The organism is Streptococcus sp. 3.1 (genome assembly GCF_016648915.1).
GTDB classification, from domain to species: domain Bacteria; phylum Bacillota; class Bacilli; order Lactobacillales; family Streptococcaceae; genus Streptococcus; species Streptococcus salivarius_E.
Genome location: NZ_JACLQV010000011.1, coordinates 63,600 through 77,687, shown reverse-complemented (window position 1 = coordinate 77,687; position 14,088 = coordinate 63,600). Strand labels below are relative to the sequence as shown.

Below are 14,088 nucleotides of genomic sequence, written 5' to 3'. Positions count from 1 at the left end.
ACACGTTTTTCAGTTGGTTTGTTTGGTTTTTCAACTTTCTTAGTTGTTGGGTTGTAGTAGTTAACTACTTGAGCCGCAGTATTTTCAATATCTACACCGCCAGGTACATCAGCTTTAACTGTTGTTGGGATGTCGAACTTGTAGTAACGTCCAAAGGCGAATTTAGTTGTGTCGATAACTTGTGTGTTTTCTGCATCGCCAAGTGACTTAGTGAAGCCAGCTTTAAGAGTTGCAGTAATCACACCGTTGTTAACAGTGATATCGAATTTATCTGTGACTTCTGCGCCTGTTACTGAATCGTAAGCTTTGATCTTAGTAGAATCAAGTTCCAATTTAGTTTCATCGTAGTCATCTGAGATTCCTACTGATTGGATGTTGTCCTTGTTAGATGCGTCGAATTTAGTTGTATCCAACCATACTTGGTAAACCAACTTGTCGCCACGGTTAACAGTCTTAGTATTTAAGTTTTGTTTTTCGTTGTTTGATGCATCGTCCGCATATGGGTTCGCATTTGTGTCTGCGTACTTGTCTGCCAACTCTTTATCATCATCAACGAGTTTGTCACCAGTGATATCGAATTTCTCTTCAGAAACAACATATTTCTCTGGTTGAAACTTAGGTTCTTCTGGTGGAGTCACACGGTTGTTAAATTCTTTATCAGCAGGGTCTGTCACGTTTGTGATCAAGGCTTTCGCTGTACCATCATGAGATACAGTAACGGTTACAACAGCAGCCATTTCATCGTAAGTGACAGTTGCATCTGTACCCTTAACCTCTGTTACAGTGTACTTGTAAGTACCTTCTTGACCCTTCTGGTATTTAAGGGCTGTAACAGTTTTACCAGCTTTATTTGTGTACTCTACTGGAGAGAATTTAATCTTACCAGCTGCATCGTTGGTTGCAGTTGCAATCACAACATTGTCGCTATCTTTCAACTCGAATGTGAATTCGCCAGCTTTAAGGTCACGACCTTCCAATTTCTTAGTGAAGTTGAATTCTACTGAGATTGGAACACTGTTGACACGTTTTTCAGTTGGTTTGTTTGGTTTTTCAACTGTCTTGCTTACTGGGTTGTAGTAGTTAACAACTTGAGCTGCTTTGTTTTCGATATCTGCACCAGCTACAACATCGTCTTTCACTGTTGCTGGAATATCAAATTTATAGTAGCGTCCAAATTCAAACTTAGTTGTATCGATGATTTGTGTATTTTCAGCGTCACCAAGTGACTTAGTGAAGCCAGCTTTAAGGTTAGCTGTAAGAACACCGTTGTTATCAGTGATATCGAACTTGTTAGTAACATCTGCACCAGTTACTGAATCGTAAACCTTGATGTCTGAAGCATTAACAGTCAATTTATCCTTATCGTAGTTATCTGTGATTCCTACTGTTTGGATGTTGTCTTTGTTAGCTGCATCAAATTTAGTTGTATCCAACCATACTTGGTAGTAAAGTTTTTGACCACGTTCAACTGTCTTGGTATTCAAGTTTTCCAATTCGTTGTTGTCAGTTGTATCGACATATGGATTGGTGTTTGTTTCACCATATTTATCTGTCAATTCAGAATCATCATCAACGAGTTTAGTACCAGTGATATCGAATTTCGCTTTAGAAACAACGTATTTCTCTGGTTGGAACTTAGGTTCTTCTGGAGGTGTTACACGGTTGTTGAATTCTTTATCAGCAGCATCTGTTACGTTGGCAACGATTGCTTTAGCTGTACCGTCGTGTGAAACAACAACTTTAACAGTGGCAACCATTGTGTCGTATTTGACAGTTGTATCTGTACCAGGAGTTTCTTCTACTGTGTAGTTGTAAGTCTTACCAAGATCATCGCGACCAAATTTAAGAGTCTCGAAGACAATCTTACCAGCAGCGTCGTTCTTCACGCGTTCAACTTCAACGCCGTCTTTCTTCAATACAAATTCGAATTCGTTAGCTTGAAGTTCACGACCTTCCAAACGTTTTGTGAAGTTCATTTCCACTGGAACTGGAACGCTGTTAACACGTTTTTGTGTTGGTTTTTCAGGTTTTTCAACTGTCTTGCTTACTGGGTTGTAAACGTGAACTGTTTGGTTGGCTGTATTTTCAATATCAGCACCAGCTTTAACAGATTCTTTAACAGTTGCTGGGATATCAAATTTATAGTAACGTCCAAATGCGAATTTAGTAGTATCGATAACAGGGTTGTTTACTTTATCTTTGATAAATTCATCTTTAGAAGTTGCAGTGATTGTACCATTTTCAACTTTGATGTCGAATTTAGCAGTCACGTCTGCACCAGTTACTGAATCGTATGCTTTGATGTCAGCAGCGTTAACGTCCAATTTTTCTGCATCGTATTTATCAGATACACCAACGTATTGGATGTTGTTAGCTTCTGTGAATTTAGTAGTATCAAGCCATACTTGGTATACCAATTTAGAACCGCGTTCAACAGTCTTAGTATTCAAGTTTTCTGGTTCGTTGTTTTTAACACCATCAACATATGGATTTGCATTTGTTGCTGTGTACTCGTTACCAGGTACATCATCGTCGTCATCCATCAACTTGTCACCAGTAATGTCATATTTCTCTTTAGAAACGACAAATTTTTCTGGTTGGAATTCAGGAGGTGTTGGAGGAGTTACTTTGTTGTTGAATTCTTTATCGGCAGTACCGTCAGTAGCATTACCGTTGGCATCAACCCCACCAGTTGAAGATACGTTTGTAACCGTAGTCAATGAATGACCGTTCTTAGCAACTTCAACTGTAACAGTAGCTTTCATCTTATCGTAAGTCATACCAAACTCTTTGTTGGCTGGGATAACTTCTTCTACTGTATAAGTATGAGTACCTACTTTAGTGTTGTCGAATGACAAGTTAGAGAATGAAACATTACCAGCAGCATCATTTTTAACTGTTTCAACTACTGCACCTGTAGAATCTTTCAATACGAAGCTGAATTCACCTGCTTTAAGTTCACGACCTGCCAATTTCTTAGTAAAGTCGAACTTAGTTACAACTGGAGCAACTACATAGTTGTTGAACTCAGTGTCTTCAGGCATTGTAACTGCAGCGTTCAAAAGACCTGTTTGAGCGTCTTTTGTGACATTGACAGTTACAACTGCGTTCATTGAATCATAATCAATGTTGGTATCTGTTCCAGCTACTTCACGTACAGTGTAAGTGTGTGTACCTTCAGTTGCATATGAGATTGAATCAAATTGGATTGAACCATCAGCCGCATTCTTCTTAGTTTGGATCACATTGCCGTTTTCAAGTAATTCGAAGGTGAAGGCATTTGCTTCAAGAGTCTTACCTTCCAAACGTTTTGTGAAGCGGAATTGTGCTTGTGTTGGAGATGAAGTGAATGTATTGTTGAATTCTTTGTCGGCTGGAAGTGTATTAACAGCTTTAAGAACATGACCATCTTTAGTAACAGTAATTGTTACTTCAGCTTTCATTGTGTCATATTGAATGCCAGCTTCAGAACCTTGAACTTCTTCAACAGTGTACTTGTGAGTACCAACTTGTGCGTTTGTGAATGTCAAATCGTCAAAGGCGATAACACCATTAGCATTGTTAGTCTTAGTTTGAAGAACAGTTCCGTTGGCATCTTTCAATACGAAGCTAAATTCACCATCTTTAAGAGCACGACCTGCAAGAGCTTTAGTGAAGTCAAAACGAGTCTTAACTGGTGCAACAGCAAAGTTATTGAACTCAGTATCAGCTGGCATTGTAACTGCAGCGTTCAAAAGACCTGTTTGAGCGTCTTTTGTGACATTTACAGTTACAACTGCATTCATATCATCGTAATCAATGTTGGTATCTGTTCCAGCTACTTCACGTACAGTGTAAGTGTGTGTACCTACAGTTGCATATGAGATTGGATCAAATTGGATTGAACCATCAGCCGCATTCTTCTTAGTTTGGATCACATTGCCGTTTTCAAGCAATTCGAAGGTGAAGGCATTTGCTTCAAGAGTCTTACCTTCCAAACGTTTTGTGAAGCGGAATTGTGCTTGTGTTGCAGCAGGTGTGAATGTATTGTTGAACTCTGTATCTGATGGAAGAGTGTTTGTTGCTTTAAGAACGTGACCTTCCTTAGTAACAGTGATTGTTACTTCAGCTTTCATTGTATCGTAAGTCATACCAGCTTCTTTGTTTTCTGGGATAACTTCTTCTACAGTGTACTTGTGAGTACCAACTTGAGTATTGTCAAAGGTCAAATCATCAAAGGCTACAACACCTGCTTTAGTATTTGTTTTAGTTTGAAGAACTTTACCAGTTGAATCTTTCAATACGAAGCTAAATTCACCGGCTTTCAACTCACGACCTGCGAGAGCCTTGCTAAAGTCAAACTTAGTCTTAACAGGAGCTACAACGTAGTTGTTAAAGACTTTGTCATCTGCGCTTGAAGCAAAACCGCCAGCACCACTGTATTTAACAGAAGCTTGCAAATCACCTGTTGCATTTTCAGTAACCGTAACAGTCATGGTTACTTTCATAGCATCATAGTCGACATCCTTATCTGCACCTGGTAATTCGGTAATAGTATAAGTATAAGTACCTACTTTATTAAATGTTAATTTAGAGAAGGTTGCCTTACCATTTTTATTTGTGACAGTTTCTTCCACACCAGGTGCAGAAGAGTTTTCCTTAATCTTAAAGCTGAATTCACCATCTACAAGGGTACGTCCTGCCAATTGTTTTTCAACTTCTGGAGTGACTTCAACTGGTTCTTGTTTTACATAGTAATAAACAGGTTGTTTGTACGGTGTCAAAGTGTTGAGCAAGTCAACGTTGGTACCGATACCTTCTACCCCACGTTCCAATTGTGAGTTAGCTGAGCCGTGTCCAATTCCATCTCCTAAGAATGGTACGAATACAGTATGATATGGTTCATATCCAGAAGCTTTTTGGAAGTCAAATGGAACTTCTTTACCATTAGGATATTGTGTGACTGCTCCAGTTTTTGGATTAGTTTCTGTATATGAAATTGTTCTAAGAGGTGTTTTCTTAACAACTAAATCCTGTGAATTCCATTCACCTGGTTTAATCGGCTTAGTTTCTGCTAGCAACATATAGCCATCGGTACTTAATGAACCATCAGAACGTTTACTTTGTTGTCTTGGATCTAGCAAGTAAACACGAATAACGACTGAACCATCTTCTCCAACAATTTCTTTGATACGTTTGATACCGTAACGGTCCGCATCCATGAATTTCGTACCAACGGTGTAAGGACGACTTACAGTACCTGATTGATCATTTGCATCAGCTGCTTGATAAAGTTTGTAGCCATCAAATTGACGTTCGCCAGATGCTGTGAAACGTTGTCCTTCTTCAGCTTTAAGAGTGTATCTAGCTAACTCAACTTCATTACCATTTTCTTTATAATCTTGAACAGTTTTATCTGTTTTATTGGCGTTAAATGTTGGATTGTTTTTATCAACTACTTTATAGTAAGTTGTTTTATTAATTGTTACTGGTATTTTAGCGTTTGAATCAGTAATTGTACGACCATTGTAAGCTGGTTCAACAACGTTTAAAATATCTGTTGTAGTACGAGCGTTATAAACCGCAGTATAAAGTGCTTGCTCAGCTGGTGTAAGTTGGTGTCCACTAGCTACTAAGTCTGTGATACTCTTTCCAACTGCATAACCATTTTGAATAAATGGTTCTGCTTTTTTACCAGTTGGGGCAGTCCCAGCTTTATAATCTACTTGGAAAGTTAATTGGCTATTAGACGCTGCTGTAGTAGTCGTGAACTTTTGAACCCCACTAGAAGCGGTAATCGTTCTTGTTTCAACTACAGCACCAGTATTTTTGTTGATCAATTCAACAGTTGTATCGGTAGAGTCATCAAATCTCTTATAGGCACGCGCATAATATGTTGTACCATAACGTTCATTGAACTTAGTAAGATCCCAAATAGCATAAGTATAGAAGTCGCCTTCTTTAGCTTGGTATCCAGCTGGTACAGTTTGAGATGCAACACTTGCACCATTTGGATCCGTCATCTCAGGTGTAGCAACTTCACCGTCTTTTAGGAAAGTTGCTACAGCAACCGGCTCGTTATTGTGGTCTGTAACAGCACGGCGGTTACGACTACGACTACGACGGCTTGTTTCCAAAGCACCTGCACTTGTCACTTCACTAGCAGCGCGATCAAGTGTTGCACTGCGATCTTCAGCTGCTGCTCTAACTGAGTAAGCACGTGCTGTGACATTTGGCTTAACACTTGTTGCTGCTGCCGCAGTTTCGGCTGCTGCTGTTTCTTCAGCTACTGGAGCTGCTGTTGCTGCAGTACGATTAGCCGCTGTTGCAGCTGGAGTTGCTGCAGCGGCTGTCGCTGAAGCTGTTGTTTCAACGTTGTTGCTAGCTGCATTTGAAGATGCCGCTGTAGCTGGTTTAGCTGTTTCTGACGTAGCTTTTTCAGTTGGTTTTGCAGTCTCTGAAGCTGGTTTAGCTGCTTCAGGTTTTGCAGTTTCTGTAGCTTGTTTGTCAGTTGTCTCTGCGGCAGCCTTATCTGTTGTTGAAGCTTCTGGCGTCAAGTTAAATGTTGACGCAGTTGCCTCAGTTGAAGATACAGCTGCAGTAGGATCTGCTTGAGCTGTTGATGCTGTTGACGTCTCAACCAGGTCTGAAGAACTCTCGCCCTCAACTGATGAACCAGGATTTGATGAAGAAGCGTCAGGCGCTGTTACTTCATCAGCCTGTGCAGTATGAGCAGCAAAGAGTGCCGTTCCTAGCAAGACTGAAGCGACACCAAACGAATATTTACGCAATGAAAATCGTTGACGTCTGTTAAAAATGTCTTTCATTTCAAGTCTCCCTCTGTATGAAATAGTTAGTTATAGGTCACGAGTATACAAGAATCCTATACTTGAACTCATGATTCTATTACATTCTAACATTCTGACAATTCATGGTCAAGTGATTAAGTTAACTTTTTTAAAAAAAATCAAGTTGTCTGACAATTCAACCAACAACTTTCGCTCATTTTTTATTCTTACAAGTGTAAAAACCTTGATTTTATTTGCTTTATACCGTTTTCAAATTTCTATTTTATTTTCTTTTCATTCCTAACTTTCTCATATTATTCAAGTAAGATGTCAGAGTTATGAGAGAGTTTAACTCATTTTATTGGCCGATATTCTCACTTTGATTCTAATTTTCACCTTCTTATTACAAACCATCCGATTCTGTAACACCCTCGATAAACCATTGATATACAATTTAATAATCCTCTTTCACGACTAAAGTCTCCCATTAGCATTTCAAAAAACTAAAAAAACCAAGTATCATAAACTTGGGTTCATAATCTTATGGGTTTCAGAGGTAAGTTCCCCTATTTTTTTCTGATATGGTTGTCATTCCAAGTCTGCAATTCTTGGTAGGACTTGACTTTCCCTTCTTCCTGAGTCGGTCTAAATGCCCTAACCGGTAACTCGTAGGCATCCTGGCCTTCAGATGCCATCCAATGGAGTAAGGTATTGAACCAGGTTTCATTGTTAATCTTGCTTGGAATGGTGTAGATCCTAGCATGTTTGGTCTTAATCGCTTCATAAGCATCCTTATGCTCTTTGGCAAAGTTGCTATTATCCATATTGAGGCTTCTGTCTTTTTCAGAAATGTAATAAAGAGCAGGCAGACTCGCAATTGGTGTTTCTGTTGGATGATCTAGATCCTTACCATTAGTTGCACCCGGCCACATTTCAAGACCCAAAGGCTCTAAAGTCTTACGCATATCAACATTGGCGTAATCCAATTCCGAGTACAAAGTATTCGAGTTAGCTGAAATATTCATTTCCTCAATCTTTTGCGTTTTGAGATTGAGGTATTTTTTATTAGAAGCAAAATCAGCTGATGACGCACCAAAAGGCATTTGTAAGTAAGCTTGTTCATTAAGCATGAAAAGCCTTAGACTTACCTGATTTAAATAATCTTCATCCCCAGCTTTTTTAGCCAATTTCAAGAGGTCAATTTGTTTAGGTTTTTGATTTGGTTTTTCCGTGTCATACATATAGATATTAAAGTAGTCATACTTATAAAGTGTCTCACCCTTGGCATTTTTCTTACCAGATTCATCCCCCTTGTACTCTTGAGTGACTAAGTATTGACCAGCTACCCCCACAATGTTAAACATGTTTCTATCATGACCAGGATTTGGTGTCACGAGTAAAAATTCTTTATTATCTCCGAAGGTTTTCAGGGTAATTTTGAACAAGGGGTCTTCTGCATTGCTGCCGGAATAGACAGTCGTACTCGACTTACTGGATGCAGCTGAACCTTTGGTAGCCTTACTGCTACTATTCACAGCAAAGAAGATAGCCGTCCCTGCGATTATAAAAAGCAATGCCACTAAGAGACCTATAAAAACAATTCTTGTGGACTTATCCCCCTTAGGTGTTGGTTTCTTTACAAACTTATTTTCCATAAATAATCTCCATTTTTAGTATTGCTTTTAGTATAGCATAGGTGGAGACTATTGATAAGGTAGATTGGCGGTCTAATAGGACTGGATATTTTATTTTCATTTGACAAAATCTCTCGGACAGCGTACAATCAAGGCAAGTAACATTCGGAGGTAAATGGAGACATGAACAACTAAGTCTATTCACAATAAACCTACTTTATTTGATAGATTGTTTTCATGTCTTTTTTGCGCTCTTTTTCTATAGAAAATTTATTGGTGGTATCTGCGTTTTTTTGCATCCACACCATCACTATCTCCTAGAGGGCTTTTTAGCTAGATTCAAGACGGTTCTATCTTATAAGGTAGGACTGTTTTTTGACCTTTGATATTGTTTGAAGTAAGAACCATATTTTCCATGAAACACTATCAACAAGCACTCAGACCTAGGAGGTCCTATGATACAGATTCAACATCTAACTATTACCCATACCAAAGATTTGCGTGAACTCGTTCATGACTTAAATCTAACGATAGCTACTGGTGAAAAAGTCGCTATCATTGGGGAAGAAGGCAATGGAAAGTCAAGTCTCCTTACCCTTCTTGTCAATCCTAAAGCACATTTTGACCATCTTTCTTACGAGGGAACTATTAATAAACCAGATAGCCCACAGGTCTATATTCCCCAGCAGATTTCGGATGACTTACAATCCCTAACCCTTAACGACTACTTCTTTGCGGATACTTATGACCTAGACTATGCTACCCTCTATCGTCTGGCTGATGAACTTCATTTTGATAGTGATCGTTTTGCTAGCAGTCAGCTTATCTCCTCTCTGTCAGGTGGCGAGAAACTCAAAATTCAACTCATCCGAGAATTAGCCCGTCCCCACGACATCATTTTTCTTGATGAGCCCTCAAACGATATGGACTTGACTACTATGACTTGGCTAAAAAATTTTATCAAACATTCTGATCAAACCATAATCTATATCTCACATGACGAAGACCTACTAAGCCAGACAGCAGATACCATTATCCATCTGGAACTCCTTAAACGTCGCCGTCAGGCAAGGACTAGTGTGGAGCACCTCGACTATGATAACTATAGCCAGCAACGCACTGATGCCTTCCAGCAACAAATGCAGCAAGCGAAGACCGAGAAAAAAGCCTATGACAAAGCCATGGCCAAGCATCTCCGTATCAAACAAAATGTTCAAACTACCCTACGTAATACGCATGATAGCACGCAAGGACGATTGGTTGCCAAAAAGATGAAAGCAGTCCTCTCGCAAGAAAAACGCTACGACCGCCTTGCCCAAGATATGACACAAATGCCTGATAAAGAAGACAGTATTGAACTATTCTTCTCTCATATCACTCCTCTACCTCAGGGAAAATATCTCTTAAATCTGGATAAAAAGCAGATAAACATCGCTCCTCACCTGACCATTGACCATCTCAAACTTTCTTTGAAAGGGCAAGAAAAAATTGGTATTGTTGGAGATAACGGCTGTGGTAAATCCACTCTCTTACACTTTCTCTACCAAGAACTTAGCAAGAAGACAGACCTGACTATTGGCTACATGCCTCAACATTACAATACTATCTTGCAAAATGATTTGTCACCGATAGCGTTTTTAAGTAAGACAGGCGACAAGTCTGAACGAGAGGTTATAAGCTCCCATCTCGCCAACCTCAACTTTAGTCATGATGAAATGAGCCATGCCATTTCTGATTTATCTGGAGGACAGAAAGGAAAACTACTCCTGCTACACCTGGTCTTAGAAAGCCCTCAGCTCCTTATCTTAGATGAACCAACCAGAAATTTTTCACCCACCTCACAACCCCAAGTCCGACAGCTCTTCGAGAACTATCCAGGTGCCATTCTGACAGTCTCACATGATGTCAACTACCTCAGACAAGTTTGCCAAAAGATTTATCGCCTGGACTCACACGGTTTAAAAGAAGTTGAGATTTAAGATATCAAATCTATCGTTTTTACAAGAAAAGTCTCAAAAGAAACATCTTCTTCATATGCAAAAAAACTCAGGCAAAGCCTGAGTTCTTTTAATGTTAATCAATTTCAAGACCACCAGTATAGAGTCGGTAGTAAGTACCACCTTGTTCCATAAGGCTGTCATGGTCACCACGTTCAATGATACGTCCGTGGTCCATAACCATGATAACGTCAGAGTTAACGATGGTTGAAAGACGGTGGGCGATAACAAAGACCGTGCGTCCTTCCATGAGTCTGTCCATCCCCTCTTGCACCATTTTTTCGGTACGAGAGTCAATAGAGGATGTCGCTTCATCAAGGATCAGAACTGGTGCATTAGCAAGGGCAGCACGCGCAATGGCAATCAGCTGACGTTGTCCATTAGACAAGCCTGCACCATCGTCTGTAAGAACAGTGTCGTAACCATTGTCCAGATGTTGAACAAAGGAATCCACGTTAGCAATACGAGCAGCTTCAAGAATTTCTTCACGAGTCGCATCCGCACGGCCGTAGGCAATATTTTCAGCAATAGTCCCTGTGAAGAGATGGGTATCCTGAAGCACGATACCAAGTGATCGGCGAAGAGAATCTTTTTCAATCAGCTTCACATCGATACCATCATAAGTAATCACACCAGATTGGATATCGTAAAAACGGTTAATCAAATTGGTAATCGTCGTCTTACCAGCACCTGTCGCACCGACAAAGGCTACCTTTTGCCCCTTGTCTGCATAGAGGTTAACGCCATGAAGAATTTGTTTCTTACCATCGTAAGAGAAATCAACATCTTGGAAGACCACATTTCCGACCAACTCAACCAATTCGTAGTCACCATTTGGACGTGGGTGCTTCCAAGCCCAGTGGTTGGTTTTCTTGTCTGTCGCATCCATCTGACCGTCTACCAATTCGTAGTTGACCAAAGTGACCTTACCTTGGTCAACTTCCTCTGCTTCATCCAAAAGATCAAAGATACGGTCTGCACCAGCAAGTGCCATAAGGACAAAGTTAAGTTGTTGAGAAACCTGAGTAATTGGGCCGTTGAAGGAACGGTTCAATTGTAGGAAGGCCATGAGACCACCGATAGTCAAGCTACCGACACCATTTAGAGCAAATATCCCACCGACCAAGGCAGTCAAAACAAAGGAAACATTTCCTAAGTTCCCAAGAATTGGCATGAGAACATTGGCATAGCGATTGGCTAAATATGACGATTCAAAGAGTTGTTCATTAATCTTGTCAAAGTCAGCCATACTTTTTTCTTCGTGGACGAAGGCCTTGACTACCTTTTGACCTGACATCATTTCTTCGATAAAACCATTCTCAATCCCTAGGTTCTTTTGTTGTTCACCGAAGTAACGACCTGATTTAGCTGATACATTTTTGATGACCATAAACATGATGCCTACCATGATTAGAACCACGATAAAGAGAAGGGGACTAACCGTAAGCATGGTTACAGTCACCCCGATAAGGGTAATGGCCGTTTGTAACAACTGCGGAATAGATTGCTCGACAGCTTGACGGAGGGCATCGATATCGTTGGTGTAAATAGACATGATGTCACCGTGTTGGTGAGCATCAAAGTAGCGAATCGGAAGCTTTTGCATACGAGCAAAAAGCTGATTACGAAGGGAACGCAGGGAATCTTGTGAAATCGTCGCCATGAGGAGGGAGGCCACATAGTTGGCAACCACACCGATAAGACAAAAGACCCCAACTGACGTCAAGAAACGTAACAGTGGCCCAAAATCATGACTACCAGATTTGAGCATGGGTTGAACGTAAACGTCCACCAAGGACTGAATCGAAGCCGTCAAATTAACCGTTGCCAAAGAAGCAACAACAATGAGGACAAAGGCAATACTAAGTGAAAGTTTGTAGTCTTGCCACAAAAAGCGTAGAAGACGTGCTAGAGAGCCCCAATTAGCTTTTTTCTTATTCTGCATCTGCTACTCCTTTCCCTTGTGTTTGCATCTTGTAAACCTCACGATAGATAGCATTATTAGCCACCAAGTCGTCATGCGTACCAACAGCATCGATACGACCATCATTCATGACGATGATACGGTCGGCATCTTGGATAGATGAAATACGTTGACCGATGATGATTTTGGTCGTGTCCTTAAGACTTGAAGCGAAGCCTTGACGAATCAAACTATCTGTCTTGGTATCGACTGCCGATGTCGAATCATCCAAAATCAAGATTTTCGGATTCATGAGAAGGGCACGTGCGATACAAAGACGTTGACGTTGTCCCCCTGAGACATTGGCTCCACCACGTTCAATCTTAGTATCATAGCCATCCTTAAACTCTTGGATAAATTCATCAGCTTGGGCAATCTTACAAGCTTCAATGATTTCCTCATCTGTTGCCTGTTTATTTCCCCAACGCATATTTTCTTTAATGGTTCCTGAGAAAAGGACATTGGTTTGAAGGACCATGGCAACTTGCTTACGTAAGCTATCCAAATCATAGTCCTTAACATCATGCCCAGCAACCCTAACCTGACCTTCTTCCACATCATAAAGGCGAGGAATCAGCTGAACCAAGCTTGATTTACCCGAACCCGTTCCACCAAGGATACCAATAACTTCACCAGACTTAATATCCAAAGTGATATCTTTGAGGACATGGGTCTTGTCACCATTTTCATCCGTGTATGAGAAATCCACATGATCAAAGCTGATAGAACCATCTGCAACTTCTGTTAAACCATTTTCAGGTGAAACAATGGTGGCTTCAGTGCTAAGAACTTCATCAATACGTTCAACAGATGCTGTAGAGATAGACAACATGACAAAGATCATCATGAACATCATGAGTGACATGAGGATGGTCATGGTGTAACTGAACATCGAAGTCAATTCCCCTGTAGTTAAGCTACCACCAACGATGAGATGGGCACCAAACCAGGAAATCATAAGGAAGGACGCATACATAGACAACATCATAGCTGGGTTAGACATGATAACTACACGAATGGCACGCATGAACATCTTGTAAATACGACGTGAGGCCTTCTTAAATTTGTCAGTCTCTTCCTGCTCTTTAACATAGGATTTCACCACACGCATGTTGGTGATATTTTCCTTGATACTGTTGTTAAGGTTGTCATAAGCCTCAAATACTTGAGTAAAAAGAGGATATACGATTTTGGTAATAATGGCCAAAACCACACCAAGGAAGATCGTTACACCAACAAAAATCCAAGCCATTTCAGCATTAATCAAGAAACTTGCTGCAATAGCAAAAATCAGGTTAAGTGGTGCACGCACACAGACACGGATAATCATCTGATAAGAGTTCTGCACGTTGGTAACATCAGTCATCATACGTGTCACCAAACCACCAGCTGAGAACTTATCGATATTTTCAAAAGAGAAAGTTTGAACCTTTTTGAAAATGGCCTGACGTAGATTCTTGGCAAATCCAGCAGAGGCAAAAGCTGCATAGCGAGCCGACTGCATGCCGCAGAATAGTGATAGAAAGGCGCAGACCAGCATGAGGCCACCGTAGAGCCAAATGTTAGACATGTTGGATTGCTGGACACCTTTGTCCAAAAGATTAGCCATGACAAAGGGAATGGAAATCTCAAACATGACTTCTAGTGTCATAAAGACGGACGCTAGGATTGAGGGTTTCTTGTATTCCTTTATCTGGGGGATAAGGGTTTGAAACATAATTACCTCC

At 40.4% G+C, this 14,088-nt stretch carries 5 protein-coding genes; 1 reads left to right on the top strand and 4 read right to left on the bottom strand.

The features are described from left to right. Both H7U02_RS07605 and H7U02_RS07600 read right to left on the bottom strand, forming a co-directional pair. The coding region (locus H7U02_RS07605) for a Spy0128 family protein (RefSeq protein ID WP_201043092.1) at window positions 1–6,806 on the bottom strand (6,806 nt) is incomplete at its 3' end. A 527-nt stretch (window positions 6,807–7,333) separates the two neighbouring features. After that, window positions 7,334–8,422, bottom strand: coding sequence for a hypothetical protein (locus H7U02_RS07600; RefSeq protein WP_201043085.1), 1,089 nt, complete (start codon window positions 8,420–8,422; stop codon window positions 7,334–7,336). Between the two features lie 434 nt (window positions 8,423–8,856). On the opposite strand from H7U02_RS07600, the gene H7U02_RS07595 reads away from it, so the two are divergent. Further along, on the top strand, window positions 8,857–10,380 hold the full coding sequence (locus H7U02_RS07595; protein ID WP_201043083.1) for an ATP-binding cassette domain-containing protein: 1,524 nt from the start codon (window positions 8,857–8,859) through the stop codon (window positions 10,378–10,380). Between the two features lie 94 nt (window positions 10,381–10,474). Here the strand turns inward: H7U02_RS07595 and H7U02_RS07590 are convergent, their stop codons facing one another. Continuing rightward, entirely contained in the window at window positions 10,475–12,343 is a 1,869-nt protein-coding gene (locus tag H7U02_RS07590) for an ABC transporter ATP-binding protein (RefSeq protein WP_201043081.1), read from the bottom strand. Then, complete coding sequence (locus tag H7U02_RS07585) at window positions 12,333–14,078, bottom strand: ABC transporter ATP-binding protein (protein ID WP_037602964.1); 1,746 nt, start codon at window positions 14,076–14,078, stop codon at window positions 12,333–12,335. Before H7U02_RS07585 ends, H7U02_RS07590 begins: the two co-directional genes overlap by 11 nt. Window positions 14,079–14,088: the final 10 nt, after the last annotated feature.